Source organism: Aminobacter sp. MET-1, from assembly GCF_026521175.1.
In the GTDB taxonomy this organism is placed as follows: domain Bacteria; phylum Pseudomonadota; class Alphaproteobacteria; order Rhizobiales; family Rhizobiaceae; genus Aminobacter.
This window is the reverse complement of the sequence record NZ_JAMSHL010000024.1, coordinates 1-23,810: the sequence shown is the minus strand read 5'-3', so window position 1 is coordinate 23,810 and position 23,810 is coordinate 1. Positions and strand designations below refer to the sequence as shown.

23 protein-coding genes are annotated in these 23,810 nt (G+C 63.3%); 12 read left to right on the top strand and 11 right to left on the bottom strand.

All coding sequences use genetic code 11. The features are described 5' to 3' along the window. Positions 1–48: 48 nt before the first annotated feature. From NDO48_RS24620 to NDO48_RS24610, 3 genes are read right to left on the bottom strand one after another with little or no spacing between them, the layout of a single operon-like run. Positions 49–753, bottom strand: coding sequence for an RNA polymerase sigma factor (locus NDO48_RS24620; protein WP_018426569.1), 705 nt, complete (start codon positions 751–753; stop codon positions 49–51). Positions 754–775: 22 nt separating this feature from the next. Next, positions 776–1,300, bottom strand: a complete 525-nt coding sequence (locus NDO48_RS24615; RefSeq protein WP_026226908.1) for a plastocyanin/azurin family copper-binding protein — start codon at positions 1,298–1,300, stop codon at positions 776–778. Beyond that, positions 1,297–1,707: a DUF5602 domain-containing protein gene (locus NDO48_RS24610; protein WP_018426571.1), complete on the bottom strand. Its 411-nt coding sequence runs from the start codon at positions 1,705–1,707 to the stop codon at positions 1,297–1,299. The genes NDO48_RS24615 and NDO48_RS24610 overlap by 4 nt, the downstream gene beginning before the upstream one ends. 177 nt (positions 1,708–1,884) lie before the next feature. Between NDO48_RS24610 and NDO48_RS24605 the strand changes: the two genes are divergently transcribed. From NDO48_RS24605 to NDO48_RS24595, 3 genes are all read left to right on the top strand, one after another. Further along, positions 1,885–2,268, top strand: a complete 384-nt coding sequence (locus tag NDO48_RS24605) for a hypothetical protein (RefSeq protein WP_018426572.1) — start codon at positions 1,885–1,887, stop codon at positions 2,266–2,268. Positions 2,269–2,361: 93 nt separating this feature from the next. Further along, positions 2,362–3,036, top strand: a complete 675-nt coding sequence (locus NDO48_RS24600) for a response regulator transcription factor (protein WP_018426573.1) — start codon at positions 2,362–2,364, stop codon at positions 3,034–3,036. Continuing rightward, a complete protein-coding gene (locus tag NDO48_RS24595; RefSeq protein WP_018426574.1) occupies positions 3,033–4,484 on the top strand; it encodes a sensor histidine kinase in 1,452 nt (483 codons plus the stop codon). Before NDO48_RS24600 ends, NDO48_RS24595 begins: the two co-directional genes overlap by 4 nt. Before the next feature lie 21 nt (positions 4,485–4,505). On the opposite strand, the gene NDO48_RS24590 is transcribed toward NDO48_RS24595, so the two are convergent. Both NDO48_RS24590 and NDO48_RS24585 read right to left on the bottom strand, forming a co-directional pair. After that, complete coding sequence (locus NDO48_RS24590) at positions 4,506–5,792, bottom strand: NAD(P)/FAD-dependent oxidoreductase (RefSeq protein ID WP_018426575.1); 1,287 nt, start codon at positions 5,790–5,792, stop codon at positions 4,506–4,508. 103 nt (positions 5,793–5,895) lie between these two features. Further along, positions 5,896–7,332, bottom strand: a complete 1,437-nt coding sequence (locus NDO48_RS24585; protein WP_018426576.1) for a glutamine synthetase family protein — start codon at positions 7,330–7,332, stop codon at positions 5,896–5,898. Between the two features lie 137 nt (positions 7,333–7,469). On the opposite strand from NDO48_RS24585, the gene NDO48_RS24580 reads away from it, so the two are divergent. Then, entirely contained in the window at positions 7,470–8,177 is a 708-nt protein-coding gene (locus NDO48_RS24580) for an HAD family hydrolase (protein WP_018426577.1), read from the top strand. A gap of 1 nt (position 8,178) precedes the next feature. On the opposite strand, the gene NDO48_RS24575 is transcribed toward NDO48_RS24580, so the two are convergent. The 3 genes from NDO48_RS24575 to aceA all read right to left on the bottom strand — a co-directional run bounded on the left by NDO48_RS24575 (position 8,179) and on the right by aceA (position 10,485). Next, positions 8,179–8,634: a response regulator gene (locus NDO48_RS24575; protein ID WP_018426578.1), complete on the bottom strand. Its 456-nt coding sequence runs from the start codon at positions 8,632–8,634 to the stop codon at positions 8,179–8,181. Positions 8,635–8,851: 217 nt separating this feature from the next. Beyond that, positions 8,852–9,094 carry a hypothetical protein gene (locus tag NDO48_RS24570; RefSeq protein ID WP_018426579.1) on the bottom strand — a complete coding sequence of 81 codons (243 nt, stop codon included), beginning with the start codon at positions 9,092–9,094 and terminating at the stop codon, positions 8,852–8,854. A gap of 101 nt (positions 9,095–9,195) precedes the next feature. Continuing rightward, positions 9,196–10,485, bottom strand: a complete 1,290-nt coding sequence (gene aceA / locus NDO48_RS24565; protein ID WP_018426580.1) for an isocitrate lyase — start codon at positions 10,483–10,485, stop codon at positions 9,196–9,198. A gap of 245 nt (positions 10,486–10,730) precedes the next feature. Here aceA and NDO48_RS24560 point away from each other — a divergent pair, with 245 nt between their 5' ends. Further along, on the top strand, positions 10,731–12,173 hold the full coding sequence (locus tag NDO48_RS24560) for a helix-turn-helix domain-containing protein (RefSeq protein ID WP_018426581.1): 1,443 nt from the start codon (positions 10,731–10,733) through the stop codon (positions 12,171–12,173). A gap of 3 nt (positions 12,174–12,176) precedes the next feature. On the opposite strand, the gene NDO48_RS24555 is transcribed toward NDO48_RS24560, so the two are convergent. Then, positions 12,177–14,234, bottom strand: a complete 2,058-nt coding sequence (locus tag NDO48_RS24555) for a putative bifunctional diguanylate cyclase/phosphodiesterase (protein ID WP_018426582.1) — start codon at positions 14,232–14,234, stop codon at positions 12,177–12,179. Between the two features lie 461 nt (positions 14,235–14,695). Between NDO48_RS24555 and NDO48_RS24550 the strand changes: the two genes are divergently transcribed. Then, the gene (locus tag NDO48_RS24550; RefSeq protein ID WP_157632686.1) at positions 14,696–15,952 is read left to right on the top strand and encodes a hypothetical protein; all 1,257 of its coding nucleotides are present in this window, start codon (positions 14,696–14,698) and stop codon (positions 15,950–15,952) included. Positions 15,953–15,980: 28 nt separating this feature from the next. Here NDO48_RS24550 and NDO48_RS24545 read toward each other — a convergent pair whose 3' ends face one another. Together NDO48_RS24545 and NDO48_RS24540 are read right to left on the bottom strand one after the other, a co-directional pair. Beyond that, positions 15,981–17,201, bottom strand: a complete 1,221-nt coding sequence (locus NDO48_RS24545) for an MFS transporter (protein WP_018426584.1) — start codon at positions 17,199–17,201, stop codon at positions 15,981–15,983. After that, positions 17,198–17,746: an NADPH-dependent FMN reductase gene (locus tag NDO48_RS24540; protein WP_018426585.1), complete on the bottom strand. Its 549-nt coding sequence runs from the start codon at positions 17,744–17,746 to the stop codon at positions 17,198–17,200. Before NDO48_RS24540 ends, NDO48_RS24545 begins: the two co-directional genes overlap by 4 nt. A 225-nt stretch (positions 17,747–17,971) precedes the next feature. On the opposite strand from NDO48_RS24540, the gene NDO48_RS24535 reads away from it, so the two are divergent. The 6 genes from NDO48_RS24535 to NDO48_RS24510 all read left to right on the top strand — a co-directional run bounded on the left by NDO48_RS24535 (position 17,972) and on the right by NDO48_RS24510 (position 23,690). Beyond that, positions 17,972–18,937, top strand: a complete 966-nt coding sequence (locus NDO48_RS24535; protein WP_026226914.1) for a DMT family transporter — start codon at positions 17,972–17,974, stop codon at positions 18,935–18,937. Between the two features lie 238 nt (positions 18,938–19,175). Continuing rightward, positions 19,176–20,273, top strand: a complete 1,098-nt coding sequence (locus NDO48_RS24530) for a polyamine ABC transporter substrate-binding protein (protein WP_018426587.1) — start codon at positions 19,176–19,178, stop codon at positions 20,271–20,273. Positions 20,274–20,341: 68 nt separating this feature from the next. After that, positions 20,342–21,481, top strand: a complete 1,140-nt coding sequence (locus NDO48_RS24525) for an ABC transporter ATP-binding protein (RefSeq protein WP_018426588.1) — start codon at positions 20,342–20,344, stop codon at positions 21,479–21,481. Positions 21,482–21,489: 8 nt separating this feature from the next. Beyond that, entirely contained in the window at positions 21,490–22,401 is a 912-nt protein-coding gene (locus NDO48_RS24520) for an ABC transporter permease subunit (RefSeq protein WP_018426589.1), read from the top strand. A gap of 1 nt (position 22,402) precedes the next feature. After that, positions 22,403–23,221 (top strand): ABC transporter permease, encoded by an 819-nt coding sequence (locus tag NDO48_RS24515; RefSeq protein ID WP_018426590.1) that lies wholly within the window; start codon positions 22,403–22,405, stop codon positions 23,219–23,221. A gap of 157 nt (positions 23,222–23,378) precedes the next feature. Further along, entirely contained in the window at positions 23,379–23,690 is a 312-nt protein-coding gene (locus NDO48_RS24510) for a hypothetical protein (protein ID WP_018426591.1), read from the top strand. Positions 23,691–23,810: the final 120 nt, after the last annotated feature.

Sequence of the window (23,810 nt, the reverse complement as noted above, 5' to 3'; positions counted from 1 at the left end):
TACGCTGAGCCGGTCCGTCATCGTCGGTCGGTAGCCGTGGGAGCCGGCTCAGGCGCCGCGCAGCCGGTCCACCACCCGCTCGGCCATGTTTTCACAACGCCAGCCATTGAACGGGAACAGTTCGGCAAAGCCGGCCGACAGTCGCCTTTCGATTGCCGAGCGCATCAGCCGGCGCGCCCTGAACAGGCGCGTCTTCACCGTCTCCGGCCTCAGCGACAGCTGCGAGGCCGTTTCCTCGACGCTGAGTTCCTCGACGTCGCGCAGGATGAAGACGACGCGGAAAATCTGCGGCAGTTCGTCGATGGCATCCTCGAGCAGTTCCCGTGCCTGGCTGCGCCCGGTCTCTGCATCGGCATCGGGCGGCGTCAGAGACGTTGGAAACATGACCACGCGGCCTCCATCCGCCGCCGCTTTGGTTTCGAGGTCTTCGATGTTGTCGGCCGGTCGCCGACGGCGGATGCGGCCCAGCGCTTCGTTGAGCGCGATCCGCGTCAGCCAGGTCGAGAACGCTGCGTCACCCTTGAAGCTGTCCAGCCTTGTGAAGGCTTTAACATAGGCCTCCTGCACCACGTCCTCCGCTTCCGCGTCGTTACGCACGACCGCGCGGGCGGCACGGAACAGGCGCTGGTTGTTGCGCTTGATCAATACGCGGATGGCGCTCTCGCCGCCGCTGCGGGCGAGCGTCACGAGCTCTTTGTCGTCGAGGCCTTCCACGTCGATCGGCTTGTGCAGTGTTGCGATCTGCATGGCCATCTCCCTTGCCGCGAGCCGGTGCTCAACTGCGGCGGATCACGCCCTTTGCGATGATGTCCTGGACATCGGGAAACCCGTTCAATGCGATATCAGGCAGCGGTGTCAGCGTCGGGTCGACCGCTGCGGGCGCAGACTGCGGCGGCGTTCCAACGACGATGCGGCCGACCATGCCCGCATGTTCGTGCGGCACGCAGTAGTAATCATACACCCCTGGTACAGTCAGGGTCACGGCGAAGGATTGGCCCGGCAGCAGATAGTCCGAGTTCCACGGCTTGGCGCCGGCGGGAATGCGCAGCGGCCGGTCGAAGACATCAGGGTGATAGGATGTCGTGGTGTGTGAATTCGCCGGATCGTGGTTCGTCCAGCGCACCGTCTGGCCCGGCTCTATGCGAACGCCCCAAGGATCGAACCACACATGCGCGCCATCGTCCTTGCCGCGCATTTCGATTTCGACGGAGGGGCCGACAGCGAATGCCGGCCGCGCCAGAAGCACGGCGAAGAAAAGGCCCCCGCCGGCTTCGATCATCGCTCTGCGCGTGAGGCTCATTTGGCCACCCGTGCCTCGTCGGTCTTGCTCACATGCCATAGCACGACATGGACATGCGGCTCCTCCACTCCTGGGTGGCCGGCATTGTAATAGACGCTGACGTGGTCGACATTGCCGCCCGGCGACGACAGGTCGTCGAAGCGCTTGTTCGGATTGAGGTCCTTGATCGGCAGCATGTAGATGGTGCTGACCAGCTTGCCGCCATGGTCATAAGCAAGGAAGGGACCCGCCGGCAGCGTCGCCGGGTCGACGAACAGCTGGCCCATGCCGGGCAGGAAGTCGGGCAGCTTGACCAGGCTGCTCACCGCCTTGAAGGCTCCGGGAGGCGGGGCCTTGCCGACATCGGCGGCAAGCACCGGAAACGACCCGGCCAGCAAAACGGCGAGTGCGAAGGGGACCATTTTCATATCGATATCTCCCTGCTGAGTGCCACCGCACGACGCGGCGGTTTCAGCCATTGGATGCCGGTTTTCGAAAAAAGGTTCCCGCAAAAGCTGTGGCGGAGCGTTTGCTTCGCTGCTTGCAATGTCTGTGCAATCTTGCGCGGCTAGCTGCCGGACTGACAAACAGCACCGGGGTGAAACATGCCTTTCTGCAATGCCCGTCGCCTGGCAGGCGCCGCTTTGGTCGCCGCCGCAGCCATCCTTGCCGGTTGCGCGTCCGACATGATGAAGAGCTACATCGGCCAGCCGGTCGAATCTGTCATCATCGACTACGGTCCGCCGATCGCCGTTCTCGAGCTCGGTCGCGGCGAGCGCGCCTATCAATGGCGCAAGGTGTCGACCAATGTCGTCTCCGGCTCGACCAGTGGCGAGATCAGGGACACAAGGCGCGGCACCCGTTATGAAGAGACCACCACGCCCGGCTATGTCGAGGAGCAGGAGTGCTTCTACACCTTCTATGCGCGCAATTCGGGTGGCCGCTGGTACGTCACCAATTTCCGCCAGCCGAAACTCGAATGCGAGTAACTGGGCCAAGAACCTTGATCCGTCCAGGCGTATGACACGGCGGGCACGGCACGCCATCTGCCCATGAAGGCCATCTCGTGAAGGAACGTGCACATGCGCATCATGCTGCTTGAGGACGAACCGGAAATGGCCTCGGTGCTGAAGACCGCACTGGAGCGCCGCAACGTCATCGTCGACCATGTGGCGACCATTGCCGACGCCGAGGCCGCAGCCGAGTTCGGCCAATATGATGCCGTCGTGCTCGATCGCCGCCTGCCCGACGGCGAAGGGTTGGACCTGATCCCCAAGCTGCGCGCCTTGCGGGTCGAAGCGCCGATCCTGATGCTGACGGCGCTCGGCAGCATCAACGACCGCGTCGTCGGCCTCAACGCAGGGGCCGACGACTATCTGTCCAAGCCCTTTGCCATGGAAGAGCTGATGGCGCGGCTGCGCGCGCTCTACCGCCGTCCAGTGGTGTCGAGGGCCGAACAGGTGGTGGTTGGCCGGTTGACCTACGATTTCGGCCACCACGAGGCGACTGTCGGCGACAGGCCGCTGGAACTGTTGCGGCGCGAGCAGCTGGCGCTGGAGGCGCTGATCCGCCGGCCCGGTCGGGCGGTGCTGCGTGCCACGCTGGAAGAGTCGGTCTATGCCATGGACGACGAGATCGGCTCCAACGCGCTCGACGCCCATGTCTCGCGCTTGCGCCGCAAGCTGGAGGAGGTCTCGGCCGGGGTCGAGATCCGCGCCATCCGAAACCTCGGCTACCTGCTGCGCGCCACCGCATGAGCAAGCCTCGCCGGCGATCGCTGCAGTGGGTCCTTGTCCGCCGCCTCATCCTGCTGCAGGCGGCGATGCTGATCGCCTTCATCGCGCTGCTTTGCGCGGTGCTCTTCATTGCCCAGCCTCGTCTGATCGTCGACAACGAGGCGGCGATCGGCCTGATTGCCGAGGCATTGAAGCGCGATCCGGATGGAAAGCTCGTGGTCGACGACACCCCGGAGCTGCGGACGTTCCGCCAGGATTTTCCGCATCTCTGGTTCATTGCCCGTAACGACAAGGGCGAGGTGCTGCGCCAGGGTGAAGTCCCCGACGCCTATGCCAAGGATACGGGCGATCTGTTGAAGGGCATCGACAAGGCAGTGCTCGCCTTCAAGAAGGGCCTGAATCTGCCCGAGGCGATGCTGCGCAATGTCGACACCCGCGCTGGCCGCGCGCAGATCGTTGCCTCCACTGTCTCGTCGCGTGGCCAGACCGACGGCCTCGAGATCAACATCGATGCCGATTTCGACGTTGCACGTTATCCTGATGGAAGCCCGATCTGGATCCGGGTCGTTCCCATATTGGCAATCGTCGTGCTGATCATGCTGTCACCGATCATCATCGTCATGGGCGTGACGACGCTGGTCACAACACCTGCGGTGGTGCGCCGCTCGCTGGCTGGCCTCGTTGCCACCGCCAGTCAGGCCAAGCACATCGATATCGACAACCGTGCTGTGCAACTGCCGACCGAGCAGGTACCGACCGAAATCGCACCGCTGGTCGACGCCTTCAATAATGCGCTCGCTCGCCTCGGCGAAGGTTACGACCGGCGCAACCGCTTCCTCACCGACGCCGCCCACGAACTGCGTACGCCCATCGCCATCCTGCGCACCAGGGCCGAACTCCTGCGCGACGATCCCGAGAGCAGGCGGCTGCTCAAGGACATCGAACGGTTGTCGAACTTGGCCCAGCAACTGCTGGACAGGCAGGTGCTGGACTACGCCTCCGGGCCGCTCGAGCGCGTAGATCTGGTCGATTTCGTCCGCAACATCACGGCCGATTTTGCGGCACTTGCGATTGGCGCCGGCTACGACCTGTCCTTCGAACCCGCGGCCGCGCCGGTTTGGGTCGAAATCAGGCCCTCGCAGATACATCAGGCGATCGCCAACCTGCTGCGCAACGCCATTGACCACGGTGGCGCCTCAGGCACGATATCGGTGCTGGTCGACGCCACTGCCGGCATCGAAATCCGCGACGACGGGCCCGGCATTCCCGACAGCGAGCACGAGCGTGTCTTCGAGCCGTTCTATCGCCTGAGGCCGCGCTCCAGCGGCGCCGGGCTTGGGCTCAATCTGGCCCGCGAAATCGCCCGTCTGCACGGCGGCCGCATCGACATCCTGTCAGGCCCATGGCACGGCGCACGCGTCCGCATCCAGCTTGCGCTGGCAAAAGTCGAGGCAGGCGCCGCTTCTTAGGCGGCTCCTGCTTTACCAGCCTTAGATCCGGTCCCTAAGGGCAAACCAGTTGAGCGCGAGAAACAGCAGCGGCGCGCGGAAGCGACGGCCGCCGGGGAAAGGTGGAATCTTCAGCTCCTCGATCAGTTTCAGCCGGTTGCGGTTGCCGGTCACGGTTTCGGCGTAGAGTTTGCCGAAGAAGTTGGACAGCATCACGCCGTGGCCGGAATAGCCGCCGACAGAAATGACATTCGGCATCACCTCGCGGACAAAGGGTTTGCGCGGCACGGTGATGCCGACATAGCCACCCCAGCCATGGGTGATCTCCACGTCCTTCAGTTGCGGGTAGATCTCGGTGATCTGCTTGCGGATGTGGATATGGATGTCCTTGGGATCGTTGACCGCGTAGATCTCGCGTCCGCCAAACAGCAGCCGGCCATCCGTCGACTTGCGGAAATAGCGCACCACGAAGCGGGAATCGTCGACCGACTCGCCACCGGGAATGACCGATGAATTCGAACCCAACGGCACCGTTGCGCCGATGAAGGAGCCGATCGGCATGATGTGGGAGGCGCTGATCGGCTCGAGCTTGCCGCCATAAGCGTTGGTCGCGATCAGGCATTTTTGGGCGGTAATGGTTCCGCGCGCGGTCGTCACCACAACCTTGCCGCCCTGCGAGGTGATACCGGTCGCCGGTGTCTTCTCGAAGATATGTGCGCCAGCAGCGGCCGCGACGCGGGCCGTTCCGATGACTAGCTTGAGCGGGTGGATATGGCCGGTTCCGCTGTCGCGCGTGCCGCCATAATAATGCGTCGAGCCCAAGCGCTCAGCCGTTTCCTGCGCATCCATGAACGCGATATGCGGATAATCGAAGCGGCTCGCCATGATCTCGGCATGGGCCTTGTAGTCGTCGACATAACGCGGCTTGTGCGCCACCGACATCTGGCCAGGCACGTAGTCGATGTCGATATCGTTGGCGGCCGAAAATTCGAGCAGGTGCGCCTTGGCCTCTTCGGCGAAGTCGAACAACGCCTTGGCGCGGGTGAGACCGTAGTCGCTTTCGAGTTCTTCGGCCCAGGCCCGCTGGCCCGTGCCCATCTGGCCGCCATTGCGGCCCGAAGCGCCGTCGCCGAAGCGACAGGCCTCGATCAGCACGACATTGGTGCCGGATTTGGCGAGATGCACGGCAGCCGACAGGCCGGTGAAGCCGCCGCCTATGATGACGACGTCGGCCTGCCTGTCACCGTCGAGAACGGGATATTCGGGGCGCGGACCAGAGGTGTCTTCGTACCAGGACACACCGGGGGAAATGGGAGACTGATAGGGCATGATGCGGAGAGGGTTCCGGGATTGCAGGTAGCGAACAGGGAACAGTGAGTAGCGAATAGGGATATCAGCGCTTCTATTCCCTACTCGCTATTCGCTTCTTCCTTCACACGTTGAGCAACAAGTACTCACGCTCCCACGGGCTGATCACTTCCATGAAGGTCTCGAACTCGGCACGCTTGATGGCCGCGTAGGTCGAGGCGAAGGATTTGCCGAGCATGGTCGCCAGTTCGTCGTCTGCCTCGAACAGGTCGACGGCCTCCAGCAGGCCGCGCGGCAGGTCGATCTCGTCCTCGTTGGCCGTGGTCAGGACGGGCGGCTCGGCCGGCAGCTTGTTGTTCATGCCGATCAGGCCGCAGGCCAGTGATGCCGCGAGTGCGAGATAGGGGTTGGCGTCCGAGGACGGGATGCGGTTTTCGACACGCCGCCCGGCCGGGTCCGATCGGGGCACGCGGAAGGCCGTGGTGCGATTGTCGTAGCCCCATTTGTTGTTGACGGGGGCTGACGCAGCCTGGGTCAGCCGGCGGTAGGAATTGACGTAGGGAGCAAGCATCACCAGCGCGTTCGGCACATGCTTCTGCATGCCGCCGATGAAGTGGGTGAAGGCTTCCGTCTCCGCGCCGTCCTCGGCGGTGAAGATGTTCTTGCCGGTCTTCTTGTCGACGATCGACTGGTGGATGTGCATCGCCGAGCCTGGTTGGCCCTGGATGGGCTTGGCCATGAAGGTGGCATAGGTGTCGTGTTTCAGCGCCGCCTCGCGGATCGTGCGCTTGAACATGAACACCTGGTCGGCGAGTTCGATCGGGTCGCCGTGACGCAGGTTGATCTCGAGTTGGCCGGCACCTTCTTCGTGGATCAGCGTATCGATCTCCAGGCCCTGCGCCTCGGAGAAATGGTAGATGTCATCGATGAGTTCGTCGAATTCGTTGACGCCGGCAATCGAATAGCCGGCACCGCCACCGATGGGGCGGCCAGAGCGTCCGACCGGCGGGGTCAGCGGATAATCCGGATCCGGGTTCTTGCGAACGAGGTAGAACTCGATTTCCGGCGCGACCACGGGCTTGAGCCCGAGCTTGTCATAAGCCGCCACCACGCGCTTCAGCACGTTGCGTGGCGTGAACTCGACGTTGCGTCCGTCCTGGTGGACGAGGTCGCAGATCACCTGCGCGGTCGGATCGTCCTCCCACGGCACCACGGACAGCGTCGAGAGATCGGGCACCAGCTTCAGGTCGCCATCGTCTTCAGGATATTCGAAGCCGTTGCCGTTCTCCGGGTAGTCGCCCGAGATCGTCATCATGAACGGCGCCGATGGCAGCGCCAGCGACGTGTTGGAGGTGAATTTGCTCGACGGCATCATCTTGCCGCGGGCAACGCCGGCCTGGTCAGGCGTGATGCACTCTATGTCTTCGATACCGCGCCATTCGAGCCATTCGGAGGCTTCCTTCCAGTTCTTGACGCCACGCTTGTTCTTCACAAAAGCGGGCGTGCGGGCGCGAGCCCCCCGAGTGGTCGGACGGACTTCCTTCTTTGCAGGCGGCATCATTCACCAGATTGTCGTTGCAGATTGCCGAGTATAGCCGTGCCCCATGAAATAAGAAAAGGGGGGCAAGTGGCCGATTCTGCTTGGATTCTGACGCCGATAAGCTGGTTTTTGCCCGATTTTCGGCCTAGAGCACGGCCATGACATCAGCCCCCCGCGACCTCACCACTATCGGATTCGACGCCGACGACACGCTTTGGCAGAACGAGCAGTTCTTCCGCATGACGGAAAAGCACTTCGCCGAACTGCTGGCAGAACATGGCGAGGAAGAACAGCTGAAGGCGCGGCTGCTGGAGGCCGAGAAGCGCAACCTTGGCGCTTATGGTTTCGGCATCAAGGGCTTCACCCTGTCGATGATCGAGACCGCCATCGAAGTCACCGACGGTCGTGTCCCTGCCAATGTCATCAGGCAGATCCTCGCCGCCGGCCGCGACATGCTGAGCCACCCGATCGAAACACTGCCCCATGTCCACGACACGCTGGAAGCGCTCGCCGGACGCTATCGCCTGGTGCTGATCACCAAGGGCGACCTGTTCGACCAGGAGCGCAAGCTGGCGCAGTCGGGGCTCGGCGATTTCTTCAACGCCGTCGAGATCGTCAGCGACAAGTCGAAGCCGACCTATGAGCGCATCTTCGCCCGCCATGGCGATGGGGCGGCCCGAAGCATGATGATCGGCAATTCACTGAAGTCCGACGTCGTGCCGGCGATCGAGGCGGGCAGTTGGGGCGTCTACATTCCCCACGACCTGACCTGGGCCTACGAGCATGTCGATGAACCGACTGCAGCCGAACGCTTCCGCAAGCTCCGGCATCTCGGCGAACTGTCGGAATTGATCCGCAACCTGTAGCTCAGGCTCGGCCGACGAGTCTTTCCACGACGGGCTGCAGCCGCTCGGGCGTGATCGGCTTGGCGATCACGATGTCGACGGCGCTCGACAGCGACAGGCTTTCGGGTGTGCCCGGCTTGGTCGACAACAGGATCACCGACGGCAGCCTGGTGCCGGTCTCGAGCCTGAGCGACATGATCGACGCCATCAGCCCGTCGCAGTCCCTGTTGTCGCTGCCGCCGTCGAGGATGACGGTGCCCGGGGCGAATTTGTGCAGCGCGGCCGCCGCCGTATCAGGGCCTTCTGCCACGGGTTTCAGCCCCGAGCGTTCGACGATCTTGGCGACGACGACACGGTTGATTGGCGAGCGTCCGACCACGAGCACCTGATGGAGGTCGGCAGAGCGCGGAGCCTGCGGGTCCCGCATGCGCGAAATCTCGTCCGGGCCGCGGCCCGGATTTGGTTCATTCCGTTTCATTGGCGCTACCGACTGCTCTGGGGGGGCGTTGTTCAATGCGTGGTTGCGTTCGGTCTCTTACGTTCGCGTCATGTATGCGAAGTGTCAAGCGCAGGTCGGGAAACGGCATTCGACTTTAGTCGTAGAGGGGGCGGATCGCACGAGCTTGTCCCCCGAAAACACAGAACCCGCCCGCAGCAGGGCTGCGGACGGGTTCCGTGGGGGCATGCCGGAAGGGTTAGCCGTGCGGCTGCTGGGTGACTATGACGGGGATCAGCAGATCACCCCAGTTGCCGTTGCCCCCATGGTGACGGGCCGAGCGGACCAGTTCCACCGACACGCCTGCCTCGACCGCCTTCATGACCGACTGGTTCAGCCGGTGCAGGTCGTTGGCGACGATGCGGATCACGGCCTGCTGGTCGGCGCTCATCGTGGTCGCCTGTTCTTCGGCTCGTTCCTTGACACGGGTGCGCGGTGCCATTGTGGTTCTCCTCGGAGTGTTGCCTGTGCCCCTGCGGGGCGTTCCTCTGGCTGGTGTCCGGAGGCTGTTGTGCCTCCGGAGCTGTCGCTTGTGCCCCAGGCCTATTCGGCCGCCGGGCGGAACTGTTCGTGTTCGGTCGATTCATGCATCGCGGTCGTCGAAGACTTGCCGCCGGTGATCGCCATCGACACGGCGTCGAAGTAGCCGGTGCCGACTTCGCGCTGGTGCTTGGTCGCGGTGTAGCCGTTCACCTCGGCTGCGAATTCCGCCTCCTGCAGCTCCGAATAGGCGGCCATCTGGCGATCCTTGTAGCCGCGGGCCAGCTCGAACATGCCGAAGTTGAGCTGGTGGAAGCCAGCCAGCGTGATGAACTGGAACTTGTAGCCCATCGCACCCAGCTCGCGCTGGAACTTGGCGATCGTCGCGTCGTCGAGGTTCTTCTTCCAGTTGAATGATGGCGAGCAGTTGTAGGCCAGCTTCTTGCCCGGATGTGCCTTGTGCACGGCCTCGGCGAACTTCTTGGCCTGGGCGAGGTCCGGCTTGCCGGTCTCCATCCAGATCAGGTCGCAGAACGGAGCGTAGGCGATGGCGCGGGCAATGCACGGCTCGATGCCGTTCTTGACCTGATAGAAGCCTTCCACCGTGCGGCCGGCATCCTTGTCGACGAAGGGCTGGTCGCGCTCGTCGATGTCGGAGGTCAGAAGCTTGGCGGCCTCGGCGTCGGTGCGGGCGACGATCAGCGTCGATGTGCCCATCACGTCGGCTGCGAGACGCGCGGCGTTCAGGTTGCGGATGTGGGCCGCGGTCGGGATCAACACCTTGCCGCCGAGATGGCCGCACTTCTTTTCCGAAGCCAGCTGATCCTCGAAGTGGACGCCTGCGGCACCCGCCTCGATGAAGGCCTTCATGATCTCGAAGGCGTTGAGCGGACCGCCGAAGCCGGCTTCAGCGTCGGCCACGATCGGAGCGAACCAGGTATCAACCGACAGACCCTTGCCTTCGGAGGTCTCGATCTGGTCGGCGCGCTGCAGCGTGCGGTTGATGCGCTTGACCAGTTCGGGTGCAGCGTTGGCCGGGTAGAGCGACTGGTCGGGGTACATGGCCGATGCGGTGTTGGCGTCGGCTGCGACCTGCCAGCCCGAGAGGTAGATGGCCTTCAGGCCGGCGCGGACCTGCTGCATCGCCTGGTTGCCCGACATGGCGCCCAGCGCGTTGACGAAATCTTCCTCGTGGATCAGCTTCCACAGGCGGTTGGCGCCCATCTCGGCGAGCGTCTGCTTGATCTGGACGGAGCCGCGCAGCCGCTTCACGTCCTCCGGCGAATAGGGGCGCTCGATGCCGTCGAAGCGACCTTCGGGGGCCGAGGGGACGAGGTTGTAAAAATCGGTCATTGTCGACTCCGCTCTGTAAAAACCGTTTGGTGGAAGCCGCTGCCTCTTGGGAGCTTGTCGGCGATTTCCATGTGACTTGTTTTACATTGCGGTGCCGAAGCAGCTAGAAAATTCAACAAAATACGCCTGACAATAGGGAAAACCTGTGTTGCGTTTGACAGGAGGGCGCTGTAAATTTGTAAATAATGTAAAAGGACGGGTGGGGAAATCCCCCTCCTTTCGTTGTAAAGATGGTGTAAAAGCCAATGGCAGAGCAGAAAATCTTCGCCGGACCGCGCATCCGGCGCATCCGCAACCAGAAGGGGCTGACCCAGACGGCCATGGCCGAGGGGTTGGGCATTTCGCCGTCCTATCTCAACCTCATCGAGCGCAACCAGAGACCGCTGACCGTGCAGCTTATTCTCAAGCTGGCCTCGGTGTACAAGGTCGACCCCGACGAGCTGCAAGGCGAGGCGAGGGGGTCGATAGCAGCACTTCGCGAGGTTTTCGCCGACCCGCTTTTGTCGGGTGAGTTGCCCGGCGACCAGGAACTGGTCGAGATCGCCGAGGCCGCGCCCAATGCTGCGGCCGCGGTGATCAAGCTGTTCCGCGCCTATCGCGAGCAGGCCGAGCGGCTGTCCGACCTGACGGAGTTGTTGGCGCGCGAGGGGCATACGACGGCGCTGTCGGGCGCCCGGCTGCCAATCGACGAGGTCCACGAGGTCTTCGAGCGCCGGCCCAATCATTTCAACTCGTTGGAGGAGGAAGCCGAGGCCTTCACGACGCTGCTCGACCCGGGCGACGATCTGTTCGGCGCGCTGAAGGGCTGGCTGCGACGCGAGCACGGTATCGTCGTCAAGGTGCTGCCTGTCGCCACCATGCCCAACTGGCGCCGCCGCTACGACCGCCATTCGCAGCGCCTGTTCCTGTCGGAGCGCCTGTCGCCCTTCGACCAGTTGCGCGAGGTCGCAATGGAGGCGAGCCTGATCCGCATGCAGGTGGCGGTGGCGGCAGAAATCCAGGGGCTGAAACTGTCGTCTGACGAAGCCAAGCGCCTGGCCCGCTTCGAACTCGGTCGCTATGCCGCGCATGCTCTGATGATGCCTTACCAGGCGTTCCACTCGGCCGCCCAGCGCGCCCGCTACGATGTCGACGTGCTGCGCTCACGTTTTGGCGTATCGTTCGAGCAGGCGGCCAACCGGCTGACCATGCTCCAGCGATCCGGTGCGTCGGCCGTGCCATTCTTCATGCTCGAGGTCGACAACGCCGGCAACCGCTTCCGCAAGGCGGGCGCCCAGGGCTTTCCGCAGAGCCGCTTCGGCGGCGGCTGTCCCAAGCTGCCCGTGCATGCGGCTTTCACCCAACCCGGCCAGATCTTCGTCGAGGCGGTGGAAATGCCTGACGGTGCCGAGTTCCTCACCGTTGCCCGCACGCTCGAAGGCCCGCAGGGCGCGTTCAGCGAGCGTCCGCGCCGAACCGCCATACTGCTTGGCTGCGATATCGCCTTCCGTGACGAGATCGTTTATGGCGCGGCGTTGCCGGCTGCGGCCGTCGGCGGCAAGCCGGGCATGGTTGCGGCAACCCCCGTCGGGCCTGCCTGCCGGCTGTGCGAGCGTTCCGGCTGCCTCTCACGCGCCGAGCCTCCGGTCACTCGGCCGCTCGGCCTCGACGAGATGGTGACTGGACTTTCCGCCTTCGACTTCCAGTAGTGGTCAGGCGATCAGCCGGGCGACCGCCGCCTGTGCTTCCTTGTCGATGCCGGTCTTGGCAATGGAGCGGGCGGCATTGGAATCAAGCGGTTTGCCATAGAGGAAGCCCTGCGCTTCGTCGCAGCGGCGATCCTTCAGGAACGCCGCCTGGAAGTCCGTCTCCACGCCTTCCGCCAGCACCGGGATCGACAGCTTGTGGCCAAGCTCGATCACCGTCTCGATGACGCTGGTTGCCTGTGCTTGCCTGCCGAGCGCCTTGAGGAAGGTGCGATCCACCTTGATCTTGTCGAAGGGGAACGAGAACAGCGTCGACAGCGACGAGTAGCCGGTGCCGAAGTCGTCCATGGCGACGCGTACGCCCATTGCCTTGATCTGGCGCAGGATCAGCAGTGCCTGGCCGGGGTTTTCGATCAGCGCGGTCTCAGTGATCTCGACCTCCAGGCGCGAGGGCGCGAGACCCGTCTCGTCGAGGATTTGCTTCAGCCGGTCGCCAAAATTCGGCCGCGTCAGCTGCACCGGCGAGACGTTGACGGCCACGCCCAGATGCTCCGGCCACAACGTTGCCTCGCGGCAGGCTGCCTGCAGCACCCAATCGCCGATGCCGACGATGATGCCGGTCTGCTCCGCAACCGGGATGAATTCCGACGGCGAGACTTCGCCCAGCTGCGGGCTCGTCCAGCGCAGCAGCGCCTCGAAACCGAGCAGTTCGCGCTGCTTCATCGAGATCTGCGGCTGGAACACCAGGCGCAGGGTGTCTTCCATCACAGCACTGCGCAGGCCTATGGCGATCAGGCCGCGGCGGCGGCCGTCCTCGTCGGCATCCGCGTCGTACCAGCACCAGGCGCCGCTCTGGCTCTTCTTCGAGCGATACATGGCGAGGTCGGCGCGCATGGTCAGCTCGTCGATGTTGTCGCCATCTCTGGGGTAAACCGCGATGCCGATGCTGGCGCTGGTCTGGAAGCTGGCCTTGCCGAGTTCGTTGGGGCGCGCGAACGCGTCGGCGATGCGGGCGGCGAATTCCTCGACCTCGTTTTCCCGCGTGAACGGCTTGACGGCCATAAACTCGTCGCCGCCGATACGGGCGAAGAATTCGCCCGGTGCAAGGGCTGCGCGCATGCGCTCCGACGTCTGGTTCAACACGGCGTCGCCCGCCGCATGGCCGTAGACGTCGTTGATTTCCTTGAAGCGGTTGAGGTCGATGGCGATGATGGCGAGCGACGTTCCCGCCGCTTCCTTGAGCAGGCGCGGCAACGCGTCCTGCACTGCGGCGCGGTTGGGCAGGCCGGTCAAGGGATCGTGCAGCGCCAGGTGGCGATAGTGCGCCACGGCTTCCTTCTCGCCCTGCTCTTCGGCCAGATGCGTCGCAGCGCCCAGCAGCACCACCAGTATGGTCACGGACGCAACCATGATTGCCATGACTGCATCCGACAGGATCTGTGTCGGCACGATCACCCGTGGGTCAGGCGCGATCTGCACGGCGCCCATGGCGGTGAAATGCATGAAACCGATGCCGAGGATCAATGCGACGATACCGGCGATGAGGCCGTTGCGGCCCTTGCCATCGGCGATGCGGTTGGTGGCGAGCATGCCGAAAACTGCGCCGCCGACGATGGAGACGACGGCAAGCGTCGGGTCGTAGTCGACCTTGCCGGCGACGACGAAACCGGCCATGCCGAGGAAATGCATCAACGCGATGCCGCTGCCCAGGATGAAGCCGCCAAATTCCACCATCGGCCCGGTCTTGCGGCTTGCCGCAAAGAACAGACCGGAGGTCGAGGTAGCGATGGCGACTGCCAGCGACACCAGCGTGTAGATCGGCTCGAAGCCGTGCTCCACTTCAGGCGTGAAGCCCAGCATCGCCAGGAAATGTGTCGTCCAGATCGTCATGCCGCCGGCCAGGCCGGCCATGAACAGCAGTGCGGCATGCCTTGCCCGCTCGACGCTGCGCGCACGCGCAAACAGCCGCATCGAAACGGTGCAGCCGATGGCACAGATGGTCAGCGCTGCGGCGACGAAGCGGTAGTCATGTGCGATGACAAGGCAGTTGAGCACGGTCAGCATATGCAATCCCCAAAAGCTGTCCGTTCATATGTATGCAAACCTTGACGATCCGTTTCCACATTAGCGCTGCGGCTTCGTTGGTTAATGCAATGCCTCGGTCATCGAACTCGTGGTGCAACGCCCCCTGCGGCAATGTGGCTGGCCCTTGTGCGCCAAGCCTTTCCACCCTCCCAGGCGCATCGGGCAAAGGGTTGATGCCCCAGGTAATTGAATGCTGTTCGCAGTGCACCCATGTGCTGGCCCAGAATGGGGATCAACAAGTATTCAGAGGCGGATGAATGAGTAACTCAAGTTCAGAAAGCAAGTGGAGGCGATGGCTGAAACGCGGGGTGCTTGCTGTCTTGGCTGTGTTGGTCGTCGTTGTGCTGCCACTCAGCTTGATCCTGTACCCGACATTCAGGTCATATCGGGCAGCGCCTCCATCCGCCGGCGATACGCAGGCTGACAAGAATACGCAGGACTTGGCCCATCTTCGCAACATGCCGCAGGTGGAGCGCAGCTTTACGGCTGAAACCAGTGCAGCGTTTGCCCAGTCAGTCGACGAACTTTCGGCCCGCGCTGCCCAACTCGACCGGCCAGCACTGGCGATGGGGGCGGCGAAGGCGGTTGCCCTTGCCCGGAATGGCCATACCAACGTGCTCGGTCTTGCCGGTGGACAAGGCTTCAATGCCGTCCCGCTGCGTCTCGGCTGGTTCTCCGATGGTCTTTTCGTTGTCCGCGCCACATCGGAGCATCGCGATCTTCTCGGCGCGCAGGTGCTGACGGCGAATGGCCGATCGCCCGATGAGTTGGCCCAAGCGTTGCGCCCATACATTGGCGGTACAGGCCAGTATGCGCGGGAGCTCTCGCCGAACCTCATGATCTCGCCGGAACTGCTGCACGCCGCCAAGCTGGCGGACAAGCCGACAGAAAGCGCATTTCGCTTTCGCAAGGCCGACGGCTCCGAGATCGGGCGCACGTTCGCCGCAGCGCCAGGCGAAGGCAAGCTTGCGGCCAGGACCGTCTGGCCCAAGCGAGACCTAAGCCCGGTTGCACGGAACGAGAGCGATGCCGGATGGGTTCACGTTCTGGACGGCAAGGAAACGCCGAACTATCTCTCGCGTCCCGACCAGAATTTCTGGCACGCCTATCTCGAAGCCGACAATATCCTCTACGTGCAGCTCAACCGGTTCCGCGACCAGGAGCCGGTCCTGATGTCCGACTATCTGGCGGACGTGCTTGAAGAGGCTGGCAAGCGAGAGGTCAGGCATGCCGTCGTGGACCTGCGGTTCAGTCCTGGGGGCAACTATATGCTCGCCAATGATTTTTCGCGTTTGCTGCCGGAGGTCGTGTCGAATGGCCGGATATTCATCCTGACCAGCGGCAATACGTTCTCGGCGGCAATCAGCATCGCGTCGCGGCTCAAATATTATGCCGGCGAGCGCGCAGTGCTGATCGGCGAGGAGATGGGGGACACTGGCCAGATGTGGGGAGAGGGCGGCACGACGATCATGCCCAATTCCGGGATCTCCTTCCGCTACACGACCGCCTACCATGATTGGGAGAATGGCTGCCGGCTGTCACAGGTAGGCACGTGTTTCTTCCTGAACTACTTCTACGGCACTGCGGCCGGCTCTCTGCTGCCCACGGTTCAGGTTACCCAAACCTTTGCCAGCTATGCCGCTGGCGAAGATACGGTCATGTCGGAGGTGCTGAGGCTGGCGAAGCAGGCCGAGTAGGGACTGCCCCGACCAGCTTCAGTTGATCTCACTTGCCCCTGCCGGTGCTTGCGCGGAGGATTGCCACTGCTCCGCCAAGCACTGCGATGCCGCCGACGACAAGACCGGCGGAGAAGTAGGTCGATGAGAAGCCGAAATTGGCGATCATCGGCTGGCTGACGAAGGGCGAGATGAAATGGCCGGCGAAAATGCTGGCCGTCATGCCGCCGGCAATGCGCCCGCGCATCTCGGGCGCCGCCGCCGCCATGGCAGCACCGGCTATGTTGGGCATCATCATGCCGAGGCCCAGGCCGACAACCGCCGCGGCCGCGAGCACCGCCGGCAACGACGACGCCAGGCCGATCAATGCATATCCGGTGCCAGTCAGGCCGAAGGCGACAGCAAACACCCCGACCACACCGAGCCTGGCGCGCAGCCGCGCATAAGACAGCGAGACAATGGCGCCGATGACATTGCCCAGCCCGATCGCCAGTCCGGTCATGGTCGGTGAGCCGACGCCGAGATGATTGAGATAGAAGGGCAACTGCGTCGGGATCAGGTAGAAAGCGACGCTGTTGAGTATCGCAAGCAGGTAGACAGTTGCGATGGCAAACCATGCCGTGTGGCCAGCACCGCCGGATGCCGTGGAGACATGAGACCTGTTCCGGGACGGTTCGTCGATGAAGGCGAGCACCGCGGGGATCAGCGCCAGCGACAGCCCGTAGACAACAAACGGCGCGCGCCAGTGCAGTTCGGCCAGCAGTCCGCCCGCCGTGAGGAACACCAGCCCGCCGATGCCGACGAAGGACGACTGCAGGCCCATAAAGCGGTCGCGCGCGGGGCCGCTGAAATAGTCGCCGACAAGGGCGGTGGCCGTGGTCATGACGCCGGCAACGGCGATACCAAGCAATGCCCTGCCAACCAGCAAGCCCGCGAGCGAATCTGCGATCAGGCCCGACATGCCGCCCAGCCCATAGAGCGCAGCCGCGGCGATGAGCAGCGGGCGCCGGCCGAAGCGGTCGGCGGCACCTCCGGCAAATGGCGCGCAGATAACGATGAACAGCGCCGGCAGCGTCAGGACCAGCCGGGTCAATATCTCGACATTGTCACTGTCGGCGAAGTGGCTCTCGATGGCCGGCAGCGACGGCGAGATCGTCGCGCCCGACATGATGGTGAGCGTGCTTGCCAGCAGCAGTGTGGTATTGCGGCCGGTATGTCTGCGCGCCTCGACCTCGATCGCGGCTGGCTTGATGTGCTGGACCATGGTCATGCCGCGACCTCCTGAAAAGGCTTGGCCGTGCGCGCATCCCGAAGGATTGTCGCCCACCAGTGAAGGCGCCCAAGCAGCGTCGCCATGGCCTTTTGCGTGTCCTTGGGGTCGGCCAGCGCGCCATCGGCGCCGAACCTGCGCCAGGGAGTAACGAAGCTCACCGTGTCGCGGATGGCCACAGCGTGGAGTTCGGCGAAGACAAGCCTGAGCTGCTCCACAGCGCGTAAGCCCCCGGAAATGCCGCCATACGAAACGAAGGCGAGCGGCTTTACCTGCCAGGGCGTGGAATAGGTATCGATCAGCGCCTTGAGATCGGCAGTGTAGCCGTGATTGTACTCCGGCGTGACGATGACAAAGGCATCGGCGTCGTCAAGCCGTCGTCCGATGCCTGTGTGGTCCTGCGCGAGGTCGCGGGGATCGAAGAAATCGACGGCAAAGCGGCCATTGCCTCGGATCTCCGTTGCCACCCAATTGACGACGGTGTCGCAAAAGCGACCTTCGCGGGCGCTGCCATAGATCACGCCGAGCTTGATTTTCTGAGACATTCCGGTGGGCTCTCCAAATCGGATTCGAGTGGGAGCCCGGTCTGTAAAACCTCAACTAATATTGAGGTCAATAGGAAATAGCAGCGCCTGGTGATACGGCTGAGGCTTATTCGAGTGACCTAATGAGATGAGCACGCTGGACCTCGCAAAAACCCAACGGCGCGACTATTGGCGGCTAGGTGTGCGGCCGATCCGCAACCGCCTCGAAACATGGCGATATCACGGATGAGCGGACAGGCGTCAGCACAACAATTGGGACCGGCCGTCGGCGCAGCGGCTTCGCATCGCGACTATCGCCTCGGCGTGCTGCTGGTGTTCCTGTCGGCGTTGATGTGGAGCCTCGGCGGCGCCATCGGCCGGTTCATCGAGACGCCGGACAGCTGGACGGTGGTGTTCTGGCGCTCTGTTTGGGCGGCGGCTTTCCTGTTGGCCTTCATGTCCTGGCGCGACGGTCCGCGCGCCACACTCAAGCTGTTCCGCGACATGGGACTGCCCGGCCTGCTGGTCGCGATCTGCTTTGCCACCGCCTCGACGTCATTTGTCGTTGCCCTCAGCTACACCACCGTTGCCAATATCCTTCTCATGCAGGCGGGCGTGCCGCTTCTGGCTGCCTTGTTTGCCTGGCTGCTGTTCCGCGAACGTGTGGGACTGGCAACCTGGCTGGCGATTGCCGCCGTGATTTCGGGTGTCGCCATCATGGTCTCCGAATCGTTCAGCGGCCAGGTTTCGCCTGTCGGCGACGGGCTCGCCTTGCTGATTGCGGTCGCCTTTTCGATCGCCACCGTCATCACACGCCGCTATGCCCATGTGCGGATGACCCCTGCCACCTGCCTCGGCACGATCATTGCCGCCACCTTTGCCGCCTCGCAGGCTTCGGTGTTTTCCGTCTCGCCGCACGACATGGGATTCCTGTTTGCCTTCGGCGTGGTCAATCTCGGCCTGGGCCTGGCTTGTTTTGCCACCGGCGCAAGGCTCGTTCCCGCTGCCGTCGCCGCGCTGATCGGTACGTTCGAGCCGATGCTGGGCCCGATCTGGGTATGGCTGGTGCATTCCGAGGTGCCGTCGTTGCGCACCATCATTGGCGGCGCGGTCATCTTCTGCGCCTTGCTCGTCCACCTGGCGCTGGAGTTTCGGCGTCAGGCGCGGCAGCCTCAAAGACCCGGTGTTACCGGCATGCCGATGCCTGATTAAGCAATCTGTTGTTTACCATTGACAACGCCACCGTCGGCCGGGCAGGCTGAAGTAGAGGGTAACAACAAGTCAGGCGTATCTTGCCAGGTCTCACTGTCGGGCCATCGGTGTCCGCAGAACAATATCGCTGGATCTTTTGCGTAGCGCAGTCATGCGCTCGAGCGTCACCTTCACCATCAGACATCGAACAGGGAGTAGGGCGCGGCCGGGACGGGCACGCCCAGGAAAGGAGATTGTCATGAACCGCAGAGCGCTTTGGCTGACCGCTGCGTCAGCCGTCATCGCTGCTTTTGCGACCGCTGCCAACGCCCAGGAGCGTGTCGTCAACGTCTACAACTGGTCGGACTACATCGACGCCTCCATCATCGACGACTTCACCAAGGAAACCGGCATCAAGGTCGTCTACGACGTCTTCGATTCCAACGAGATTCTTGAGACCAAGCTGCTCGCCGGCGGCAGCGGCTACGATGTCGTGGTGCCGACCGCAAACTTCCTGGCCCGCCAGATCACGGCCGGCGTGTTCCAGAAGCTCGACAAGTCGAAGCTGCCGAACCTCGCCAACACCTGGGACATCGTCAACGAGCGTACGGCCAAATACGATCCCGGCAACGAGTACTCCGTGAACTACATGTGGGGCACGGTCGGCATCGGCTACAACGAGAAGAAGGTGAAAGAGGCGCTCGGCGTCGACAAGATCGACAGCTGGGACACTGTCTTCAATCCCGAGCAGATGGCCAAGCTCAAGGATTGCGGCGTCTACATGCTCGATTCGCCGACCGACATGATCCCGACCGTTCTGCGCTATCTCGGCATCGACCCCGAGAGCCATTCGCCCGAGGATATTGCCAAGGTCGAAGAGACGATGCTCAAGATCCGGCCCTTCGTCCGCAAGTTCCACTCGTCGGAATACATCAACGCGCTCGCCAATGGCGATATCTGCGTTGCCGTCGGCTGGTCGGGCGACGTCTTCCAGGCGCGTGACCGTGCTGCCGAGGCCGACCAGGGGGTCGTCGTCGGCTATTCCGTGCCGAAGGAAGGTGCCGAGATGTGGTTTGACCAGATGGCTATCCCGGCCGATGCCAAGCACGTGCCGGAAGCCCTGGAGTTCATCAACTACATGCTGAGGCCGGAAGTGGCGGCCAAGGCCTCCAACTTCATCTATTACGCCAACGGCAACAAGGCGTCTCAGCAGTTCATCGACAAGGACATCATCGGCGATCCGGCGATCTTTCCTGACGATGCCACGCTGCAGAAGCTGTTCACTGTGTCGCCTTACGACCCCAAGACCCAGCGCTTGATCACGCGCAGCTGGACCAAGGTCGTCACAGGACAGTAACGGGCGAGAGCTATCCCGGCGCCATCGGCGCCGGGATTTGGCGTCTGGGCAAGGGGACGGAGAGACACATGAAATCGCTCGGCAATATCCGCAGGGAATTTGCTCCCTGGAACAAGCCCGACGCCAAGCCTTACATTCAGTTCAAGAACGTCACCAAGCGCTTCGGTGACTTCACCGCCGTCAACAACCTGTCGCTGTCCATCTTCGAGCGCGAGTTCTTCGCGCTGCTCGGCGCGTCGGGCTGCGGCAAGTCGACCCTTCTGCGCATGCTCGCCGGCTTCGAGGAGCCGACGGAGGGCCAGATCCTGCTCGACGGGCAGGACTTGCGTGGCATCCCGCCCTACAAGCGGCCGGTCAACATGATGTTCCAGTCCTACGCGCTGTTCCCGCACATGACGGTCGAGCAGAACATCGGCTTCGGCCTCAAGCAGGACGGCATGCCGAAGGCCGATATCGAAAAGCGCGTCGCCGACATGCTGAAGCTGGTCAAGCTTGGCCAGTTCGCCAAGCGCAAGCCGCATCAGCTTTCCGGCGGCCAGCGCCAGCGTGTCGCCCTTGCCCGCGCCGTCGCGAAGCGTCCCAAGGTGCTGCTGCTCGACGAGCCGCTCGGCGCGCTCGACAAGAAGCTGCGCGAGGAAACCCAGTTTGAACTGATGGACCTGCAGCAGACGCTGGGCCTGACCTTCGTCATCGTCACCCACGATCAGGAAGAGGCCATGACCATGGCCGACCGCATCGCCATCCTCGACAAGGGTGAGGTGATGCAGGTGGCGACCCCGGCCGAGGTCTACGAAGCCCCCGGCTCGCGCTTCGTTGCTGATTTCGTCGGCAACATCAACATGTTCGAAGGCAAGATCGCCAGCCGCAACGGCAGCGGCACGGCAATCGCCGGCAACAGCGGATTGACCATTCACACATCGAATGCCGGCGAAGTGCCTGAAGGCACCGAAGTCGCCTTCGCCATCCGCCCGGAGAAGATCAAGGTCTCGTCCAGGAAGCCCGAAAGCGGCGACAACGTGCTGGAGGGCGAAGTCTACGATATCGCCTATCTCGGCGACATGACCATCTTCCACGTCAAGCTCGGCGACGGGCTGGTGGTCAAGGCGAGCTCGCTCAACGCCACCCGCGCCACCGAGGACCCGCTGAGCTGGGATGACAAGGCCTGGATCTCGTTCCGGCAGGATGCCGGCGTCGTGCTGACGCGATAGGTGGGGCGATGAAAAACGTCGTCTCGGCCATCACCAACCGCCTGGTCATCCTCGTTCCCTACGTCTGGCTGCTGTTTTTCTTCCTCATTCCGTTCTTCATCGTCTTCAAGATTTCGCTGTCGACCACGGCGATCGCCATGCCGCCCTACACGCCGGTCCTCGGCCTGGGAGACGGCATTTCAGGGCTGATGGATCAGTTCCGGGAGTTCAGCTTCGACAACTATGTCTGGCTTACCGAGGACCCGCTCTACTACACCGCCTACATTTCCAGCGTGATCATCGCCGGCGTCTCGACGCTGCTGGCCCTGCTGGTCGGCTATCCCATCGCCTACGGCATGGCGCGCGCGCCGGAATCAATTCGCCCGACGCTGTTGATGCTGGTCATCCTGCCGTTCTGGACGAGCTTCCTGATCCGCGTCTACGCCTGGATCGGTATCCTCAAGCCCGAGGGGCTGCTCAATCAGTTCCTGCAGTCAATCGGCGTCATCGACGAACCGCTGATCATCCTCAACACCCACACCGCCATCTTCATCGGCATCGTTTATTCCTACCTGCCGTTCATGATCCTGCCGCTCTATTCGGCGCTGGAGAAGATGGACTATTCGCTGATCGAGGCCGCCCAGGACCTCGGCTGCCCGCCAATGACCGCTTTCTGGAAGATCACCTTCCCGTTGTCGCTTCCCGGCGTCATCGCCGGCTGCCTTCTGGTCTTCATTCCCGCCGTCGGCGAGTTCGTCATCCCCGATTTGCTCGGCGGTTCGCAGACGCTGATGATCGGCCGGACCCTGTGGAACGAATTCTTCTCCAACCGTGACTGGCCGGTTTCCTCGGCCGTGGCCGTCATCCTGCTCTTGCTGCTGGTCGTGCCGATCATGTTCTTCCAACAGGCGCAGGCGCGCGCCCAGGAACAGGGGCGCTGACATGAACACCACCTGGAGCCGCTTCAACATCAGCGCCATCGTGCTCGGCTTTGCCTTCCTCTATCTGCCGATCGTGCTTTTGGTCATCTTCTCCTTCAACGAATCCAAGCTCGTCACCGTCTGGGGCGGCTTCTCGACCAAATGGTATTATTCGCTGTTCCAGAACCAGGGTCTGATGGACGCTGCCTGGGTGACGATCCGCGTCGGCCTGATCTCGGCGACCGTCGCCACCGTACTCGGCACGCTCGCGGCTCTCGCGCTGACCCGCTACACGCGCTTCCGCGGCCGTGTGCTGTTTTCCGGAATGGTATTCGCACCACTGGTCATGCCCGAGGTCATTACCGGCCTGTCGCTGCTGCTCCTGTTTGTCGCCGTTGGTCTCGATCGCGGCTTTTTCACGCTGACGCTCGCCCACATCACCTTCTCCATGTGCTTCGTCGCCGTTGTGGTGCAGTCGCGGCTGGTCACCTTCGACCGCTCGCTCGAGGAGGCCGCGATGGACCTCGGCGCGCCGCCGGTGAAGACCTTCTTCCAGATTACGCTGCCGGTCATCCTGCCGGCCATCATCTCGGGCTGGATGCTGGCCTTCACGCTGTCCATCGACGATCTGGTGATCTCGAGCTTCACCTCGGGTCCAGGCGCGACGACGCTGCCGATGAAGATCTACAGCCAGGTGCGCCTCGGCGTTACACCCGAGATCAACGCCGCATGCACCATCCTGATCGCCATCGTCGCCGTGGGTGTGATCGTTGCCTCGCTGGTCAACAAGCGCCGCGAGGTCCAGCGTCTGCGCGACGAGCGGGCGGCGCAACGGACGTGAGCTGGTGACGGCAGAGTAACGGCCTCAGTTGGGCGTCGCGCGCCCAGATTTCGGACGCACGGCGCGCACCGTGACGGCCGAAATGTCAATAAGAGTCCGCTGGATCGCTAATTCTCGTCATGCTAGCGTTGGGTATTAATCTTCAGGAGTAGGGTCCATGACGCGTTTTCTGGCTACGGCCGCAGTTTTGTCTTTTGTCGCATTGGCCGCGACGGCCTGTAACACCCCTGAGCAGCGCGCGGTCGGCGGCGGCGCCATTGGTGCGGCGGGCGGTGCGCTTGTCGGCCAGGCCATCGGCGGCAACACCGGCTCCACGGTTGCGGGCGCCGTGATCGGCGGTCTCGCCGGTGCGATGATCGGCGCGGGCACCGCTCCTGGCGAATGCCGCTACCATCAGTATGACAGTCGCGGTCGCCCGATGTACGACCGCAACGGCAGGCCGGTGACCTACTTGGCGCCCTGCCGGTAACGGTCCACGCCTGTAGGCTGACGATTCGTCCCCAGGGGACGACAAGCGGGGGGGGGGGGGGGGGGGGGGGGGGGGGGGGGGGGGGGGGGGGGGGGGGGGGGGGGGGGGGGGGGGGGGGGG

Coding starts and splice junctions, on each gene's coding strand:
- NDO48_RS24620 (WP_018426569.1), bottom strand. CDS start 753: ATGGCCATGCAGATCGCAACACTGCACAAGCCGATCGACGTGGAAGGC.
- NDO48_RS24615 (WP_026226908.1), bottom strand. CDS start 1,300: ATGAGCCTCACGCGCAGAGCGATGATCGAAGCCGGCGGGGGCCTTTTC.
- NDO48_RS24610 (WP_018426571.1), bottom strand. CDS start 1,707: ATGAAAATGGTCCCCTTCGCACTCGCCGTTTTGCTGGCCGGGTCGTTT.
- NDO48_RS24605 (WP_018426572.1), top strand. CDS start 1,885: ATGCCTTTCTGCAATGCCCGTCGCCTGGCAGGCGCCGCTTTGGTCGCC.
- NDO48_RS24600 (WP_018426573.1), top strand. CDS start 2,362: ATGCGCATCATGCTGCTTGAGGACGAACCGGAAATGGCCTCGGTGCTG.
- NDO48_RS24595 (WP_018426574.1), top strand. CDS start 3,033: ATGAGCAAGCCTCGCCGGCGATCGCTGCAGTGGGTCCTTGTCCGCCGC.
- NDO48_RS24590 (WP_018426575.1), bottom strand. CDS start 5,792: ATGCCCTATCAGTCTCCCATTTCCCCCGGTGTGTCCTGGTACGAAGAC.
- NDO48_RS24585 (WP_018426576.1), bottom strand. CDS start 7,332: ATGATGCCGCCTGCAAAGAAGGAAGTCCGTCCGACCACTCGGGGGGCT.
- NDO48_RS24580 (WP_018426577.1), top strand. CDS start 7,470: ATGACATCAGCCCCCCGCGACCTCACCACTATCGGATTCGACGCCGAC.
- NDO48_RS24575 (WP_018426578.1), bottom strand. CDS start 8,634: ATGAAACGGAATGAACCAAATCCGGGCCGCGGCCCGGACGAGATTTCG.
- NDO48_RS24570 (WP_018426579.1), bottom strand. CDS start 9,094: ATGGCACCGCGCACCCGTGTCAAGGAACGAGCCGAAGAACAGGCGACC.
- aceA (WP_018426580.1), bottom strand. CDS start 10,485: ATGACCGATTTTTACAACCTCGTCCCCTCGGCCCCCGAAGGTCGCTTC.
- NDO48_RS24560 (WP_018426581.1), top strand. CDS start 10,731: ATGGCAGAGCAGAAAATCTTCGCCGGACCGCGCATCCGGCGCATCCGC.
- NDO48_RS24555 (WP_018426582.1), bottom strand. CDS start 14,234: ATGCTGACCGTGCTCAACTGCCTTGTCATCGCACATGACTACCGCTTC.
- NDO48_RS24545 (WP_018426584.1), bottom strand. CDS start 17,201: ATGACCATGGTCCAGCACATCAAGCCAGCCGCGATCGAGGTCGAGGCG.
- NDO48_RS24540 (WP_018426585.1), bottom strand. CDS start 17,746: ATGTCTCAGAAAATCAAGCTCGGCGTGATCTATGGCAGCGCCCGCGAA.
- NDO48_RS24535 (WP_026226914.1), top strand. CDS start 17,972: ATGAGCGGACAGGCGTCAGCACAACAATTGGGACCGGCCGTCGGCGCA.
- NDO48_RS24530 (WP_018426587.1), top strand. CDS start 19,176: ATGAACCGCAGAGCGCTTTGGCTGACCGCTGCGTCAGCCGTCATCGCT.
- NDO48_RS24525 (WP_018426588.1), top strand. CDS start 20,342: ATGAAATCGCTCGGCAATATCCGCAGGGAATTTGCTCCCTGGAACAAG.
- NDO48_RS24520 (WP_018426589.1), top strand. CDS start 21,490: ATGAAAAACGTCGTCTCGGCCATCACCAACCGCCTGGTCATCCTCGTT.
- NDO48_RS24515 (WP_018426590.1), top strand. CDS start 22,403: ATGAACACCACCTGGAGCCGCTTCAACATCAGCGCCATCGTGCTCGGC.
- NDO48_RS24510 (WP_018426591.1), top strand. CDS start 23,379: ATGACGCGTTTTCTGGCTACGGCCGCAGTTTTGTCTTTTGTCGCATTG.